The sequence below is a fragment of the Bacteroidota bacterium genome (assembly GCA_023957335.1).
GTDB lineage: Bacteria > Bacteroidota > Bacteroidia > NS11-12g > UBA955 > JALOAG01.
In genome coordinates this window covers 287,462-303,505 of sequence record JAMLHC010000002.1, presented here as the reverse complement: position 1 = coordinate 303,505, position 16,044 = coordinate 287,462, and the positions used below count along the sequence as shown (strand labels likewise).

The 16,044-nt window shown below is 40.5% G+C and carries 14 protein-coding genes; 4 read left to right on the top strand and 10 right to left on the bottom strand.

Annotation, left to right across the window (positions count from 1 at the left end):
* Nucleotides 1-113: 113 nt before the first annotated feature.
* The 4 genes from M9892_04750 to M9892_04735 all read right to left on the bottom strand — a co-directional run bounded on the left by M9892_04750 (nucleotide 114) and on the right by M9892_04735 (nucleotide 5,832).
* On the bottom strand, nucleotides 114-4,181 hold the full coding sequence (locus M9892_04750) for a T9SS type A sorting domain-containing protein (GenBank protein MCO5253660.1): 4,068 nt from the start codon (nucleotides 4,179-4,181) through the stop codon (nucleotides 114-116).
* A gap of 20 nt (nucleotides 4,182-4,201) precedes the next feature.
* Nucleotides 4,202-4,840 (bottom strand): hypothetical protein, encoded by a 639-nt coding sequence (locus M9892_04745; GenBank protein ID MCO5253659.1) that lies wholly within the window; start codon nucleotides 4,838-4,840, stop codon nucleotides 4,202-4,204.
* Nucleotides 4,837-5,088: a hypothetical protein gene (locus M9892_04740; GenBank protein ID MCO5253658.1), complete on the bottom strand. Its 252-nt coding sequence runs from the start codon at nucleotides 5,086-5,088 to the stop codon at nucleotides 4,837-4,839. Before M9892_04740 ends, M9892_04745 begins: the two co-directional genes overlap by 4 nt.
* Before the next feature lie 234 nt (nucleotides 5,089-5,322).
* Complete coding sequence (locus M9892_04735; protein ID MCO5253657.1) at nucleotides 5,323-5,832, bottom strand: hypothetical protein; 510 nt, start codon at nucleotides 5,830-5,832, stop codon at nucleotides 5,323-5,325.
* Between the two features lie 158 nt (nucleotides 5,833-5,990).
* On the opposite strand from M9892_04735, the gene M9892_04730 reads away from it, so the two are divergent.
* Nucleotides 5,991-6,305: a LapA family protein gene (locus M9892_04730; protein ID MCO5253656.1), complete on the top strand. Its 315-nt coding sequence runs from the start codon at nucleotides 5,991-5,993 to the stop codon at nucleotides 6,303-6,305.
* Complete coding sequence (gene lhgO, locus M9892_04725) at nucleotides 6,298-7,503, top strand: L-2-hydroxyglutarate oxidase (protein ID MCO5253655.1); 1,206 nt, start codon at nucleotides 6,298-6,300, stop codon at nucleotides 7,501-7,503. Before M9892_04730 ends, lhgO begins: the two co-directional genes overlap by 8 nt.
* 44 nt (nucleotides 7,504-7,547) lie before the next feature.
* Here the strand turns inward: lhgO and uvrB are convergent, their stop codons facing one another.
* Both uvrB and M9892_04715 read right to left on the bottom strand, forming a co-directional pair.
* A complete protein-coding gene (gene uvrB / locus M9892_04720) occupies nucleotides 7,548-9,572 on the bottom strand; it encodes an excinuclease ABC subunit UvrB (protein ID MCO5253654.1) in 2,025 nt (674 codons plus the stop codon).
* 96 nt (nucleotides 9,573-9,668) lie between these two features.
* The gene (locus tag M9892_04715) at nucleotides 9,669-10,436 is read right to left on the bottom strand and encodes an alpha/beta fold hydrolase (protein ID MCO5253653.1); all 768 of its coding nucleotides are present in this window, start codon (nucleotides 10,434-10,436) and stop codon (nucleotides 9,669-9,671) included.
* Between the two features lie 107 nt (nucleotides 10,437-10,543).
* On the opposite strand from M9892_04715, the gene gap reads away from it, so the two are divergent.
* Both gap and M9892_04705 read left to right on the top strand, forming a co-directional pair.
* Nucleotides 10,544-11,533, top strand: coding sequence for a type I glyceraldehyde-3-phosphate dehydrogenase (gene gap, locus M9892_04710; GenBank protein ID MCO5253652.1), 990 nt, complete (start codon nucleotides 10,544-10,546; stop codon nucleotides 11,531-11,533).
* Between the two features lie 709 nt (nucleotides 11,534-12,242).
* Complete coding sequence (locus tag M9892_04705) at nucleotides 12,243-12,491, top strand: hypothetical protein (GenBank protein ID MCO5253651.1); 249 nt, start codon at nucleotides 12,243-12,245, stop codon at nucleotides 12,489-12,491.
* A gap of 271 nt (nucleotides 12,492-12,762) precedes the next feature.
* On the opposite strand, the gene M9892_04700 is transcribed toward M9892_04705, so the two are convergent.
* From M9892_04700 to M9892_04685, 4 genes are all read right to left on the bottom strand, one after another.
* Nucleotides 12,763-13,578: a DNA adenine methylase gene (locus M9892_04700; GenBank protein ID MCO5253650.1), complete on the bottom strand. Its 816-nt coding sequence runs from the start codon at nucleotides 13,576-13,578 to the stop codon at nucleotides 12,763-12,765.
* 159 nt (nucleotides 13,579-13,737) lie between these two features.
* Complete coding sequence (locus M9892_04695; GenBank protein MCO5253649.1) at nucleotides 13,738-14,580, bottom strand: hypothetical protein; 843 nt, start codon at nucleotides 14,578-14,580, stop codon at nucleotides 13,738-13,740.
* Nucleotides 14,577-15,179 carry a hypothetical protein gene (locus M9892_04690; protein ID MCO5253648.1) on the bottom strand — a complete coding sequence of 201 codons (603 nt, stop codon included), beginning with the start codon at nucleotides 15,177-15,179 and terminating at the stop codon, nucleotides 14,577-14,579. Before M9892_04690 ends, M9892_04695 begins: the two co-directional genes overlap by 4 nt.
* Before the next feature lie 3 nt (nucleotides 15,180-15,182).
* Nucleotides 15,183-16,043, bottom strand: coding sequence for a hypothetical protein (locus tag M9892_04685; protein MCO5253647.1), 861 nt, complete (start codon nucleotides 16,041-16,043; stop codon nucleotides 15,183-15,185).
* Between the last annotated feature and the right edge of the window lies 1 nt (nucleotide 16,044).

Below are 16,044 nucleotides of genomic sequence, written 5' to 3'. Positions count from 1 at the left end.
AATGAACGAACCTTCCCGTAGTTCGGGCAGGCGAATAGATTTGTGATAATAACATTTCATTTTTTCAGATTCATTCATCGTTAATTTCTTTACTCCTTTTTTTAATACTTAACTTACCTCAGCACCCTCACATATTGGTTGTAAACGGAATTTCCTGTCATTACTCTGACAATATAAATACCCTCTGCCAATTTTTGTGTAGAGATTTCCCAATGTCCCGAGTTGAGAGAACCTTTTGCCAGCCTCTTACCTTGAACATCATACAGTTCAACGGACTTAATAGTATTTTTCTCCGGATCATCAATGCCTGTCGGGTTGAGTTTATCCTGAGCCGTTTCTATAACTAAGATGTCATTAACAGGGTTCGGGTAGAGAATAAAAGCTGTTTGTGGTTGCGGTTTTGGATTCCCGTCTTCGGGCATTGAGCGCGAGAGGGGTATATACCATATTGTGTTTTCCGGATCCTCATAACACTGACTATTTACATTGGCGAGGATGTCGCCATGTAATTTTATAGTGGTCAAATGCGGTGGTGGGGCACCGCTGTAGTTCCCGATACTGAAATAATCTGCACCTCCGGAAATAATATCTGAGCCGGGAGGCGAAGGATACCAATAGTTATCGGTAGCATCAATATTTGCCGTAATGTTGTCCGGGATAGTTCCCGTAACAAAGTGATAGGGCGGGCTGCCTCCTGTGGACGGTTCTCCTATGAAGTTATTGTATCCGTCTTTCAGATACAGCAGGGATGTATTCAGCCGGATGGAGTTACCATTTACCCAGAATGAATTGTTGCCTCCGTAATAGTAGGGTGCAGTACCCGAAGCTGTGCTTGTACTTAAGTTTATTTCCGTATTCACTCCGGCTTCGATTCCAACCGCGTTTGAATACAATTTGGTACAAGCAAGAACAAGACTTCCTCCGTCATCTGATACTGCGTTAAACGAAATTCCTATACCATTGTTAGCATTCAAAATAATGGTTTCTTCAATGTACAAAAGTCCATTACCTGCCTGAGCCACAGCAGTTGCATTGAATCCGAACATTGAGTTTGTGATTTCCGACTCAGCAGCCGGTGATTGAATCAGCACTCCCTGATTGTTATAATAAAAACTACAGTTGTCAAGAATGAGGCTGCTTTGATCGGATACTATCCCTGCGTAAGAATTATTTTTAAACAAGATGTCTAAAAATTCCATTCTGTCTGAATATACATTGATAACCTGAATCCCTGTTGCCAATTCTCTGAAATCGGTATTGAGGAACGAATAGTTGGATTGCCCGCACAGCACAAGTCCTGCACCGCCCCCTCGGGTGCGCACATTTTCGTAGGCAATGTCTGAACCACATTTCAGACTGCTTCCTTGCGACACCACAATGAGTCCGTCTGTAACAGCCACAGAGGCAACATAATTGCCCGGATTGGAGGCGGGGTGTGGTATCTGAAGCTCTCCGCCCTCTACTTTGAGCAAAAGGTTGTTTTTGCCCGAGCCGGTCAATTGGATTGAGGAGGTATTACCCTCGGCTACAATCTGATTGCCGGTAAAGCCGGAGGGTCTTATGAAATGAACATATCCTACATGAGAGGCGCTGCCCTTTTGGGGATTGAAAACGGCTCCGTTTTGAAGCCTTAGTTTCCCGAGAATCTCAATCTTAGCATCTTCTCCTTCCAAAAGAATGATTGCCCCCTGATGAATAACTAACTCTGCTCCTTCTTCGATTACAAGCTTGGAACCATTGTTAATCCTGAGAGTTCCTCCTGTTTCTATGGTAAGGATACTCTCATCTGTCATATAGACAATACCTTTATTATTATTTGCTCCATTGTTATCTCCGATGATAAAGTTGCCACCATTATCCACCACTACGTTGTTGTTACAACCACGTTTGACAACAGACATTGTGCTACCCTGTTCAGGCACATAGACGGTGCTGCCAGAACCATCTCCTGTAGCATAGTTTCCGTTGATTTGTACCACAGCCCCAGAACCAATATACACACCCGGCAATCTGTCTTTGAGTGGTTCTCCAAAATTATATGTACCTGCAAAAGGATATGCCATTCCAATATCGTTTTTGGCTAACTCACCCACTAACCATGCTATATTTGCAGGGCTTATATAGACATGCTTCTGGTTATTGTCAGGAGCATAATAAGATTGAAAAGGGTAGAGGGAAGGGTGTGGAATTTCAGGAGGATCTATATTCCCCTTTATATCATAAAAATAGTCTGACGTATTAATATCCAAAGAACTGATGGTAGGGATGAAACATTCTTTGTCATTATAGGTCTTGATTTTGCCGAGATAAAATACCTTATAAATAAGTTGATATCCAGCCTGACTTTTTATATCTTCTCTATATCCACCCGGCACATGGTCGGTAGAGACACAGTTACTCGGTTTTAGTTTTGTTCGGCTGTACCAGTTAATTCCAATAATACCAATAAAGCTTTTAATAACACCATTAAAGATAATTCTATCCCAATATCCACTCCCAAAGTCGATCTCCTTTCCGCAAAGTGCATAAATATCAACATCTACCCCGTAATTAACTACCCAACCACGATGATGCCAACTAAGTAATCTGTCGCCCGGATTAAAGCCCATGTCTTGCCCTATACGGCTCCCATTAGCAATAGCAATATTTCTGCAAAGTGTTGGATAGTTCCCCACATCATTAAGTCTTTGCATAAACTCCGTACGTAAATTATCAGCACTACCATTCTCCCTATCACAATGATTGAGCAGAAGCTGACGAGTTGCAGGTCTCTGTAGTTTATTTTTGTAATTGTGTTTTGCTTCCGATTGTAATCCTTTAAAAAACTTTGCAAGATGCTGAAACCCCAAAGGGACATTTGCCCCTTTATGTGGAGAATCAAAGGAGACATAAGTTCTTACGCAGTGAGGCATATTATTATGTTCCATATAGCTTAGCGCATATTTGGCTACCTGCCCTCCCATACTCACACCAGCCACTAGAATTTCTTCATTACTGCATTTCCACTGGTTTATGTGCTGAATGAGTTTGACAAGTACCATTGCATTATCTTCCATATATGTAGCTCCGTCTTCAAAATCCAAGTAAATAATATCATATCCAGCAGCTTCTAATGTAGCTATCAGAAGAGGCCCATTCTCAAATTCAGGATATTTTTCGTAATTTTTATCACCGTTAAGAATATCAACCAAACCTATTTCCCCGCATTTTCCATTACGGCAGCCTGTTGGATGTTCTTTTGTACCAAAGTCTATTCCTTCCACTATAATCAGGGGTTTTGTTAGGCAGGTATGCTTTGTCCCATATTTGTCTTTACCAAATTTAATAGGCGCGTATCCTTTAGCAGGAGTGTCTCCTACAATGGCTCTGTCTGCAACAATAGTAGTAATTTCTGCATCATATTCGTCTGCACGTATAACTCCAATATTAAATTTGGAATTGAGTATAAATCCCTGGTAAACATATATTCTTAGATTGATTTCAAAATCTTGTTTTTCCCCTATTTCAGCTATTTCTCCTATACCCATTATCAATATTTCCGAATTAAAATCCATTTGTTGCCACTCTCCTCCATTGATGCTTATTTCCATGTGATCAATGCCGTCAACTCTATTCGTAAAAAAAAGTTCAGAAGGAAAAATCAGTTTTAAAGTATCAGAAAAGGCATAAGTATCATCTATGGGTGAGGCTATAGAAAATAAAGAGTCAGTAAGAAAGGGATTGGCTATTCCCGTAGTAAAGACTTGCCCACCAGAGGTATCTACCCATCCGCTGTCAAATGCTTCCGGATGAAGGTGATTGTAGTCAAACCACAGTCCCATGAGCGGTATATAGCCATTGTCAATATAGGAACCCGCAAGGGAATACACGTTTTCTATTGGAACTATACTGGTGTCTTTGTCAACTTGTGCATTATAACTGTTGTAATACAACTGATACCATCCAGAAGAAAAAGAAAGGCTGTCAGTTGCCAATCCTCGATACCAAAAGAGGGAGGAGTCCATTAACCCCTTATCCATTAACAAACCTGTGGTAATAAAATGTGATGTGTCCAAAGGGGCATACATCCATTCAAGCATTTCTTTAAGACCAGAAGTACTGTCAGGTGGTGTCTGCGCCTTTGCGCTGTAAGAGCCTACTAATAGCAGGCAAATTGCTAAAATGTGTCTTAATTTTTTCATATCTTTTGTTTTTTAGTTGGTTAAAATTCGATTAAATAAAAGGCGGTATCGGGGGGGGAAGGAGTATTTATATTAAGAGTATCTTTATAAATCAAATTGCCATATATTGTACTTGTACCCATACCGTCATATACACTATAATAAAATAGTGTCTCTTTATTAGGCTCTTTATGAAAAGTAATAGAAGTATCAACCCCTCGCCTAAATTGAGAATATTCAATACTCATAAAAGCCCCCCCCTTATTCCCTTTAATATGTAAAGTCAAATATCCATAAGGCATAAGAGTAACATTCATCGTGCTTTTGCCTTTGCTGTTAAAGGTAATACGCGGGAAGCTGGATTTTTCAAAATACTTCTGGTTTTCCTTGGCTACAAGTTCATAGTAGTTCTTATTTTCATCAGCCTTAAAGCGGTAGCTAAACGAACCGTTTTCATCAGTATAGCCACTTATTATTGTCTTTGCTCCCCAGCCGGAGAAATCTTCTCTACTTGTTTCTAATACGCCAACCAAGGCGTGTGGTATAGGCTTGCCCGTGAGTTCATCCAACACCTTACCGCTAATTTCATATTCGCCATCGTAAGGTCCTATTTTCTTACACTCCGTTAAAAGGATCATTAAGATGCTAAAAATGAGATAAATAGAAATTGTGTGTTTCATTGTAACCTGTGTTTTATGTAAGACAAAGATAAAGTAAAATCGGATAAAACAAGTTTTTTAAGGAGAAAGTAATCCATACCCACTTTGTCCATAAACAATCCGGAGGTTATGTAAGAAGATGTGTCCAATGGAGCATAGAACCAATCTAAAACGTTTTTGAGATTGGCATTACTGTCAAGTTCCTGAGCATTTGCGTTGACCGCAAAAGCGAGTACTACAGTTGTTGTAATGAGTTTGAGGCTTTTCATAAAATTAATGTTTTGTTGATTATATTCATATCAGTATATTTTATAAGCTCTCACATCATGTCTCCTACCACGTCTTTGCGAGAAGGCTGGGGTGTTTAAAATTCTATTTTGTGGTATATGGTATCAAAAGGCTGTGGGGGGGGCAGGGTGTCAGAATATCTAGTTTTTACGGGCTCTCCATTGGCATCATAATATTGAAGTACGCTGTAATGGATTTCGCAGGCATGTGTTGGTCTAATAGTAAATATTTTGATGGTGTCGCATCCTGTACGAAAGTCGCCAAGCCCCCCCTCTCCTCCGGTTGGTGATACCCCCCCCCATTGACAATCCGCCTTTATTCCCAACTATATGGAGATTGAGATAGCCATAAGGAGTAAGCATGGCATCTACCGTGCTCTTGCCTTTGACTGATATATCCAAGTCTTCGGGCATCGATTCAAAATAACGTGGAGCATTGACTAAAAATTCGTATCTGTATTCTTCGCTTACATGAAATGAAATGGAATACTCTCCCTTGCTATCTGTATATCCAACTCCAACGGTTCTGGCTCCCCATCCATAGAAGTCGTTTTTACTTATTTCCATTACTCCCACACTCGCTCCTTTAATAGGCTTTTTGCTTATTATATCGGTTACGTTAAAGGTAAGTTTGTATTCTCCCTCAAATGAATCTTTCTTGCAGGAATGTATCGTAAATATCGCTACAATGCTTAATAGGAGTAGGGTTTTGACATGGTTTTTCATATTTGTTTTAAGTTTTGAGCAAAACAAAGATAAAGTAAAATCGGATAAACAAGTTTTTAAGGATAGAAAAGCTATTTTCAATCCACTTCACATTTTCTTTCAAACTTATCCGAATAATTGCGTCCTTTGTGCCCCAAACCTTATGTGTACACAAACCTATGAATCAAAATAAACCTGACAAAAATCTGTTTAGATTGATTGCAACCCTTGTATTAGTGGGACTGATTGTTACCCTTGCGCTGCAAAACAGCTCGCAACAAGTCGTAACTTTTTACTTCTGGAGTTTTTCACTTCCTCTCTTTGTATTGCTGTTCCTGGCTTTTGTGATTGGCATTCTGCTCATGATTGTATTGCTTTATCCCAAATACAGGAGAACCCACAAAGCAGAAGAGAAAGCGGAAAGACTGGAAAGAGAAATCAGCAGATTAGAGAAAAAAATTGCAGAGAATCAGAACTCAAACAAACATGAGTAAACGTATCATTATTATAGGCGGAGGCATTGTCGGGCTTGCCACTGCGTATCAACTGCAAAAGAAAAAACCGGATTATAAAATCACCATTCTTGAAAAAGAGAATAAAGTGGCAGCCCATCAGACAGGGCACAATTCGGGAGTTATCCACTCGAGCATTTACTATAAACCCGGTAGTTTAAAGGCAAACAACTGTCGCTGGGGTTACGACCTGCTGCTCGAGTTCTGTGATGAGAACGGGATTGAATATGACATTTGTGGGAAACTCATTGTAGCCACATCTGAAGAAGAAGTTCCCCGACTTGAAAAACTCTTTGAACGCGGAAAAGAGAACGGACTGGAAGACCTTATTTATCTTGAAGAAGATGAAATAAAATATTTAGAGCCTCATGTTGCAGGTGTCAAAGCCATACGGGTTAAACAAACGGGAATCATTGACTACAAAAAAGTTTCAGCAAAATTAGCAGAGTTAATTGTAGCAAGGGGTGGAGAGATATTATTCAACCAAAAGGTTAAAGGGATTCACAAACACAATAATCAACTTACCATTGAAACTAACCAAGGCAGCTATCCTTGTCATTTTGGGATTAATTGTGCCGGACTCTTCAGTGACAAGATATTCCAAATGGATAACCCTCAAGAACCCAATATGAAGATTATTCCATTCAGGGGAGAGTACTATAAAATAAAAGAAGAAAGAAAGCATTTGGTTAAACACCTTATTTACCCTGTCCCCGACCCTTCATTTCCGTTTTTAGGTGTTCATTTCACCCGACATATTGATGGTGGAGTGGAGGCAGGTCCAAATGCAGTGTTGGCATATAGACGAGAAGGATATCACAAAACAGATTTTAATGCGTCTGAGTTATGGGAGAGCATTTCTTGGAAAGGGTTCAGGAAAGTTGCCATGAAATATTGGAGAACTGGTTTAGGTGAAATATATCGTTCTTATTCAAAAGCTGCTTTTACAAAAGCACTTCAAAAACTTATTCCGGAAGTACAAGAATCAGATCTTTGCGAGGGGGGTGCAGGTGTACGTGCACAAGCATGTTTAAAAGACGGCTCTTTAATTGATGATTTCTTAATTGAGGAAACTCAGCAAATGATTCACATATTGAACGCACCGTCTCCCGCTGCAACTTCAAGCCTATCTATTGGCAATACGATTGCGGATAGATTGATTCAGAAAATGGGAATTTAATTTTTGTTATTAAATGTGAATTGACGTATTCGTTAAGGTATTGATTAGACTTTTTCTAATCTTCCTTTTATTTCATCCATAAGGTCACGCAGGCGTGCGGCTTCCAAAAATTCCATATTCTTGGCGGCTTTATACATGTCCTTTTCAGTTTGTTTCAAGGCTTTTTTCAAAGCATTCTCACTCATGAATTCCAATGCCGGGTCTGCTGCAGTACTGATATTAGCTTGCATGATATAAGGTTTCAGTTCTTCATGTTTGATTGAATCGGCAACCGAAGTTTGTTTCAAAATTTGTTCGTTGGATTTGCTTACAGTTTTGGGTGTAATACCGTGTTTGAGATTGTATTCCATTTGAGTCTCTCGTCTGCGATTGGTTTCATCAATGGTTTTTTGCATTGAACCTGTAATTGTATCAGCATACATGATAACCCTACCTCTGTCATTGCGCGCGGCTCTGCCTATGGTTTGTACCAATGATGTTGTAGAGCGCAAAAAACCCTCTTTATCAGCATCCATAATTGCTACCAAACTCACTTCCGGTAAGTCTAAACCTTCCCGAAGCAAATTAATCCCCACCAAAACATCAATGACTCCAAGTCTCAACTGACGCAAAATCTCAACCCTTTCAAGAGTTTTCACCTCAGAATGTATATAACGTGCCTTGATGTTCAAATTCTCCAAGTACTGACTCAACTCTTCTGCCATGCGTTTGGTGAGTGTTGTAATTAATACCCTGTCACCCGCTTTGACTGTTTTATCAATTTCATCCAGCAAATCATCCACCTGATTGATACAAGGACGGACTTCAATGATAGGGTCTAACAAACCGGTGGGTCTGATCAGTTGTTCTACTACAACTCCTTCTGAATCATTGATTTCAAAGTCAGAAGGAGTGGCACTCACATAAATTGTTTGAGGAACAATATTGTAAAATTCTTCAAATTGAAGAGGTCTGTTGTCCAGTGCTGCCGGTAGTCTGAATCCATATTCAACAAGATTTACTTTGCGAGAACGGTCGCCTCCATACATAGCCCGCAGTTGAGGCAAAGACACATGGCTCTCGTCTATAAATAAAAGAAAGTCTTTTGGAAAATAATCCAAAAGGCAAAAGGGTCTTTCTCCGGGCAAACGTCTGTCAAGATAACGACTGTAGTTTTCTATTCCGCTGCAGTAGCCCAGTTCTCGAATCATTTCTAAATCAAAATTGACTCTCTCATCCAGACGTCTTGCTTCTAATAATCGCTCCGTCTCATTAAAGTAAGCAACCCTCGCAACCAAATCATCCTGAATTTGCCTTATTGCTGCTTGTAACTTGTCTTTGGGTGACACATAAATATTGGCAGGAAAAATAGCCGCCTCACTTAATTCTTCAAATGAGCTATTGCTCATAGGGTCAATTTTCTGGATTTCTTCTATTTCATTGCCAAAAAATAAAATACGCAAAGCATAATCTGCATAAGCCAAATATACATCCACAACATCTCCCTTTACTCTGAAATTTCCCCGGTTAAAATCTGCCGTAGTCCTTGAATATAAGCCATCCACCAAAGCATACAACAAAGATTGTCTGCTTAATACCTGCCCTTTGTGAATCCGAATGATACTTCCTTCGTAATCCTTAGGATTGCCGGCACCATAAATACAGGATACAGATGCGACAACAACCACATCACGTCTTCCTGACAAAAGTGAAGAAATGGTTTTAAGCCTGAATTTTTCTATTTCATCATTTATGCTCAAATCTTTCTCTATGTACACACCGGATGAGGGTACAAATGCCTCAGGTTGGTAATAATCATAATACGAAACAAAATATTCTACCGAATTTTCAGGAAAAAATTCCTTGAATTCTCCATATAATTGAGCTACGAGCGTTTTATTATGACTTAGAATCAAAGTGGGTTTTTGTACATTGGCAATAATATTTGCCATTGTAAAGGTTTTGCCTGATCCTGTTACCCCCAGCAATGTTTGTGCTCTAGTTCCATTCTCCACTCCTTCGGTCAATTGCTTGATAGCATTGGGCTGGTCGCCTGTTGGTTGGAATGGAGAAACGAGCTTGAAAAACATGGTGCAAAGATAAAGATTAGTATAGGTTTATGAAAAGGAGCTAAGCAATAACAAATTATAAGTGAGCTCGTTTTTTATATAAAGGAGGACAAATTACTATTTTAGCAAAAAGCCCATCAATTCTTGGTAAAACTGTCCTTGATTCTCAGCGTGCAACCAATGCCCCGCGTTTTTAATGGTTACAAATTGGGCAAAAGGGAAAGAGTCTTGGATGTCTGCCAAATCTCGTTCTCGAATATAGTTTGACTTCTCCCCTCGCATAAATAATGTTGGTATGCTGACCGGAAAAGGGATTTCAATCCTATCGGCTATTTCTGGATACGATTGCTCAATTATCGGAACATTCGCTTTGATAGCAAATCCTTTATCAGCTCTTTCAAGGTTTTTTAGCAAAAACATGCGTATTCCTATATTTGATTCATATTTGGCAAAAGCGGCATCCGCTTCTTGTCGGGTTTCAAATTGGCTAAAGTCAATTTCTCTAAATGCCTTAAAATAAATTTCATGTGCCGGAGGGTATGCTCTGGGTCCTATGTCTGCAACAATAAGTTTAGAGAGTAGTTGGGGGGAATCAACAGCAAACTGCATGGCAACTTTGCCTCCCATGGAATGACCTAGTAGCATAATGTCTTGGAGATGATGATGTTCGCAAAATTCCAAAATATCGGAAGCCATTGCCGGATAAGTCATGATGTCCGAATGGGGTGAACGTCCGTGATTGCGCAAGTCAACCGTAAAAACAGAAAAATGTTCGCCCAATAATTTGGCGTGGTATTGCCAATTATCTAACATTCCAAACAGTCCGTGCATGATGATTATGGGCGGGGTAGAGGTGTTGCCATAATGCTTGTAAACCAATTTCATGAAAGTGGCAAAGATAGACTTTAATAGCAGTTAGGTCAAATTCAATCATTTTGATAATCTTCAACCAAAGATAATAAAGTAATTTTGCAGAAACACAAGATTATAAAATGACTAAAATTGCGATTAATGGTTTTGGAAGAATAGGACGTTTGACCTTTAGAGTATTATTAACAAAACCCGGAATAGAGGTAGTAGCAATCAATGATTTGACTGATACCAAGACATTGGCTCATTTATTAAAATATGATTCAGTTCATGGCAAATTTAACGGAACTGTTTCCTTTGATGAACATGCAATCATCGTGAATGGAAGCAGAATTCCAATATTTACAGAATCTGAGCCTGAAAATTTACCTTGGAAAGAGAAAGACATTGATGTTGTGATTGAATCTACAGGTAGATTCACCGAAAGAGAGAAAGCGGCAAAACACATCAAAGCAGGTGCTAAGAAAGTAGTGATATCAGCTCCGGGCAAGGGAAACGATATCAAAGTCATTGTGTTAGGTGTCAATGAAAATATATTGGACAAAAATGATGCGATTATCTCCAACGCTTCTTGTACTACAAATTGTCTGGCGCCTATGGTAAAAATCATAGATGATTTATGTGGCATTGACCACGGTTTTATGACAACAACTCATGCTTACACTGCCGACCAGCGATTGCATGACGCACCTCATCACGATTTGAGAAGAGCTCGAGCAGCTGCATACTCTATCATACCCACAAGTACCGGAGCTGCCAAAGCTGTTAGTGAAGCATTGCCACATTTGAAAGGCAAATTAAACGGGATTGCACTGAGAGTCCCTATCCCGGATGGCTCTATCACCGACTTTGTATGTGAAGTAAAAAACCCCAAGACAGTTGAAGAAATTAATGCGGCATTCAAAGCTGCTGCAGCAGGCGCTATGAAAGGGATTGTTGAATATTCGCAAGAACCACTTGTGTCGATTGATATAGTTGGTAACACACACTCTTGTATTTTTGACAGTGAGCTAACTATGGTGTATGGCAACACAGTCAAAGTAGTAGGGTGGTATGACAATGAAGTTGGTTACTCTAACAGAATAGCTGATTTGGTTGCTAAATTGGTGTAGAAGTGGAGGAAATAACGATTTTTTTAAGAAAAATAATCTTTCTTTGCACTCACTAATTATAAAACAATATTATGAAAAAACTCACATCTGTCCAATATAAATTTCATTAAAAGGGGCATGTTATAATTTTTCCCAAAGGTTTATTTTTGGAGTTCAAGCAAAACAACTCCATGCCCATTGCAAATGTAAATATATTTTTCAAGTTTTAAGCTTAATAAATAGAGATTCCTTTTCCAAGATTGTAAGCAAGTATGAGTCTGACCCACACTGTAAAGGAGTGAACACTTGGACTCATTTAGTATCTATGCTTTTTTGTCAACTAGCAAAAGCCAATAGCGTTAGAGAGATTGCAAATGGATTGCGCAGTGCAACCGGTAACTTAAATCACATGTGAGTATCCAAAGTACCAAGCAAGAGCACTATTTTGTATCAAAATCAACAGCGTAATTGGCGAGTTTTGAGGGATTTGTATTTCGAACTCTTTGAGAGTTTGCGAAGTGGGATTGTATACAGGCGTCAGTTTGGAAGGATGCTAAAGCGTATGATATTCATCGTAGATTCCACCGTAATCTCTCTAAGTTTGAGTTTGTTTGATTGGGCTCAATATCGCAAAAGAAAAGGAGCTGTTTAACTCCATACTGTATTGGATTACGACTCCTGCTTGCCTGTTTATATGCTCATGACGGACTGATTAAAGCATGGTGTGGCTGTGGCAAAAACAATAGATATACCTTCCGGTTTCGTTTTGGTTATGGACAGGGCTTATGTTGATTTTCACTGGCTGCATATTTTGGACTGCAGAAGGATTACGTTTGTGATTAGATTAAAGGAAAACAAGGTGAAGGATAAAACAAATAATATAATCAAAGACCAAATCATTGTATTGACGGGGATTAACACTGCAACGAATTATCCTAAACAACTCCGTTTGGTGGTGGTTTATGAACCAGATAAGTAGGCTGAAATTACTTTCATCACTAATAACACATCTTGTACAGCAGAAACAATCTCACAGCTATATAAAGCCAGATGGGAGATTGAAATCTTCTTCAAACAGATAAAACAGGTATTAAAAATCAAAATATTTATTGGTACAAGTCCTAATGCAGTACTCATACAGATTTAGTCTTCGTTAATTTATAATCCCCAAAACCAAAAATCAGACTTCCCAAAACGAAAAGTGCGAGTTTGATAAAAATTAGGGGCTTTCCAGCTCCTAAAAGTAGCATTTAATAGTTACACACCATCCACTCCTCTTGCTTACGCCTTGCCTCAGCCTTGCAAGCCGATATTTGTCTCTCAACAGAATGTATCTTCCAGCCATGCTTATCTACATAGCCCTGAATCACATCATTGGGATACATAGTCAGCATAAACTTACCTTCAAGCCCTGCACAAACGTCCAGTAGCTCAACCAGGTTCTGTTCATTAAACATACTCTTGTAATGCCCCATATTACTGCCCACATAAGGAGGGTCAATAAAATGGAAGGCTTGCAAAGTATCGTACCTCTTCAACACCTGCAGTGCCTCATCGCATTCAATAGTAGCGCACTCAATCCTCTCCTTGAGAGATAAATTAAAAGCATCCTTGGCATAAAATACTTTTTTAGGATGCCTGCACTTAGACTTATCAAACCCAAAACTACAGCTCAGCTGCCCTGCAAAACCCATTTTACTCAAAGAAAAAACCGCCCATGCCCTTTCCACCTCTCCAAAAAAAGAGCCATTATTATACACATACCAAGCGTGCTTGTGCGCTGCCCTGCTGTGCAGCAGCAGTTCTATATTTGCCTTCAGTTCTTCAAACCTTGTGGATGCCACCCTGTAAAAATTAACCAACTCCCCATTCAAATCATTAATCACTTCCACCTCGACTCTCTTCTTTGCGAAAAACAACGCTGCTCCGCCCGCAAATACCTCCGTGTACAGGTTGTGTTGCGGCACAAGCGGTAAGATGTGTTTTAACATTGTTTGCTTCCCTCCGTAGTAAGTAATAGGCGTTTTGCCCATTGGTTTTACTTTTTCATTTTTCTGTTTACTCATATATATTTACATTACTTTTGTTCCATCTCAAATCTTAATAAAAAAAGGTGCATACACACCGTCCAAAGGCTCTGCCTCTGGCTTTGGTGTGTATGCACCTTAATTAACCGAGCCTGAGATACTCGGTTGAAGTCAGGGGCTTTTTCAAGCCCCTATGAATTAAAATAAAGGAATCCTGTGGTTAAAGCATAATATCACTGTATCGGTTGCCACAATATCCCCACCTTTCCATGCCTCTATATAAACACCTCCATCTGTGTCAAACTCCAATGTAGCCCTGCCACCATACCCAACGCTTCCGCCCTGAAATTTAGCCAACGGCACATCGACAATCTGCCTGTGTGTGGGAATAAGCCTCTGCCCGTCTCTGTGAAGAGGTACATCGGGGAGCTGAAAGACCTTCTGTCTGTAATCTACAAAAGAAGTTTGCTGGCACACTCCCGTAAGCTCTAAGAAGCTCTCATACTTACGCACTTTCAGCGTCTCAAAACCTTCCATATAGGGAATAGAAGGGGTGTATGCGCCCCAGTTAATGCTGTAAATCGGTCTGTAAGCCCCTGATGAGCCAACCTCTACCCAGCCTTCGCCCAAAAAGTAGAAGCCAAAATCCTTCATATCCCTGAACCTCACCTGTCCGGGCAGAGATTGAAACTGCTCCACCCTTGCCATGCGGACAAAATGAGCATCACGGGCAATCAAATCGTCATACTCAACAGGACTAAGATTTGTGTCCGCCTCCTGAAAAGGAGCTAAACAAGGGTCTGTGATTGTTGCTGTCGTCCAGCTTTGAGCAGACACTCGGTAAATCTCTCCGCCAAGCGCAACAAATCCGTGAGCAATACTGCCATTGCTTCCAGTTCCGCCAACTCGGCAGTCGTACAAAAACGCATTGCCGAATGTTCGGGCTATTCCCTCAAAAGCATCTTTATAGGCTGCCATTAGGAAGTTCAAATCCTCTACCGAAAGGGGATAGCCCTTGTTTTCTATTTTTAACTCGTTCATATCGTATAAATGTTAATTGTGTACTCCGTTCCCGCTATCCTGTAGCTGTCTATCAAGGCTCTCATTCTCACTTCATCAAACTCCAATCCGTCAGGCACATTCACTACAAACACGCCCGACTGGCTAAAATCCTCCCGCCTCCGCAGATAAGAAACCGCCCTGTGTTTCACCCATTTGGCGGGTGTTTCGCTCGGCTTATCGCCTGTACTTGCCGTTATTGCCAAATAAACAGACTTTCCGTCAATAGCATATTCGCCTGCCGCATAGCTCTGTCCCGCCTTCCATCTCGGATAGAGCCAAATCGGTTTGTTTTTCGTTCTTGGGAAAAGATATGTCGGGTCAATAAAATTGCCGTCTGTTATGTATATCGCCCTGTTATCGGGGGCGAATGTATCGTTCAGGATACGTTCCATATACATCAACTGACCGTTAAACCTGCCCAAATACCTGTACCGCGACACCACCGCCACAAAATCGGTATGGATAATCCTGAAAGGCTTAGTCCACGCTTTCAGCCAGTCCAGCCGCTTAGGTTTGTGCAGCCACTCATACAGGTTATCCCTGACAATTTTATGTGTATTTAAAACGTATTTAAACATGGTTTAAAATGGCTCGTAGGTTAGTGTGTCGCTCAACGGAAACTCATCATCTATCACCATATAACCGCTATATGGCTCATAAGTTTCAGCAAATGCCTCAAAATCCCCCTCATGCCTTGCGCCCTCTGCTTCAATCAGGTAAACAGCCTCAACACCCTCTATTTGTTTTAGCTCATAGCTCAGCTTGCTTATTTCCAGCTTGCTGTTAAAAGGCAGGTTCAACAAATAAGTCGCTATCGCTGTTTCAACAGGTTTTTGTGAGGGGTTCTCCAATAGCTGTCCATTAGCCGACAGCACGAGCGGATTGTACTTTATCTTCAAATATAGCTTCAATCTGTCCGCTTCCGCATTCACAACCACCACATGAGAACCCGGAGGTTTAACCCTTTTAACATAACTCATAAATCCACTTTCCACCGCACCACTCACGGGCTGCCTGCTATCCTCGCTACCTCCTGCTATTTTCAAAATTACCGACCTGCCGCTTTCAACCGCTTTGGCAAAATTCACAAAACGGCTATCAGGAGCATCGGTAACATATTCGTACTGGTTGTTCTGCCACACGAGATTATGCCCGTGCTGATAAGCCTTAGCCGTAACCTCCCACCATGGGAGAGTACCGTATCGGCTGTTTTGCACCATCACTCCAAGCTCTTTCTTAAACAAATCAAACAGCACATCAAGCGCATAGGCGCAACAAGCCACACACCAGCTAAAAATCCTCCACCGCGCCACCTTGCTCTGACTTACATCCGTCAGCAGGTTATTAGCCGTATCCGCCTGCGGCTGCCATTCATTTAAGGTCGCCAAGCTGTCCTTCTCCTGAATGATTATGTCATAAAAATATTTTACACTCCTTGCCATC

Excerpts from the sequence above, each read along its gene's own strand:
- lhgO (MCO5253655.1), top strand. The coding sequence starts at position 6,298 with ATGAGTAAACGTATCATTATTATAGGCGGAGGCATTGTCGGGCTTGCC.
- M9892_04730 (MCO5253656.1), top strand. The coding sequence starts at position 5,991 with ATGAATCAAAATAAACCTGACAAAAATCTGTTTAGATTGATTGCAACC.
- uvrB (MCO5253654.1), bottom strand. The coding sequence starts at position 9,572 with ATGTTTTTCAAGCTCGTTTCTCCATTCCAACCAACAGGCGACCAGCCC.
- M9892_04750 (MCO5253660.1), bottom strand. The coding sequence starts at position 4,181 with ATGAAAAAATTAAGACACATTTTAGCAATTTGCCTGCTATTAGTAGGC.
- M9892_04745 (MCO5253659.1), bottom strand. The coding sequence starts at position 4,840 with ATGAAACACACAATTTCTATTTATCTCATTTTTAGCATCTTAATGATC.
- M9892_04735 (MCO5253657.1), bottom strand. The coding sequence starts at position 5,832 with ATGAAAAACCATGTCAAAACCCTACTCCTATTAAGCATTGTAGCGATA.
- M9892_04700 (MCO5253650.1), bottom strand. The coding sequence starts at position 13,578 with ATGAGTAAACAGAAAAATGAAAAAGTAAAACCAATGGGCAAAACGCCT.
- M9892_04685 (MCO5253647.1), bottom strand. The coding sequence starts at position 16,043 with ATGGCAAGGAGTGTAAAATATTTTTATGACATAATCATTCAGGAGAAG.
- M9892_04695 (MCO5253649.1), bottom strand. The coding sequence starts at position 14,580 with ATGAACGAGTTAAAAATAGAAAACAAGGGCTATCCCCTTTCGGTAGAG.
- M9892_04740 (MCO5253658.1), bottom strand. The coding sequence starts at position 5,088 with ATGAAAAGCCTCAAACTCATTACAACAACTGTAGTACTCGCTTTTGCG.
- M9892_04690 (MCO5253648.1), bottom strand. The coding sequence starts at position 15,179 with ATGTTTAAATACGTTTTAAATACACATAAAATTGTCAGGGATAACCTG.
- M9892_04715 (MCO5253653.1), bottom strand. The coding sequence starts at position 10,436 with ATGAAATTGGTTTACAAGCATTATGGCAACACCTCTACCCCGCCCATA.
- gap (MCO5253652.1), top strand. The coding sequence starts at position 10,544 with ATGACTAAAATTGCGATTAATGGTTTTGGAAGAATAGGACGTTTGACC.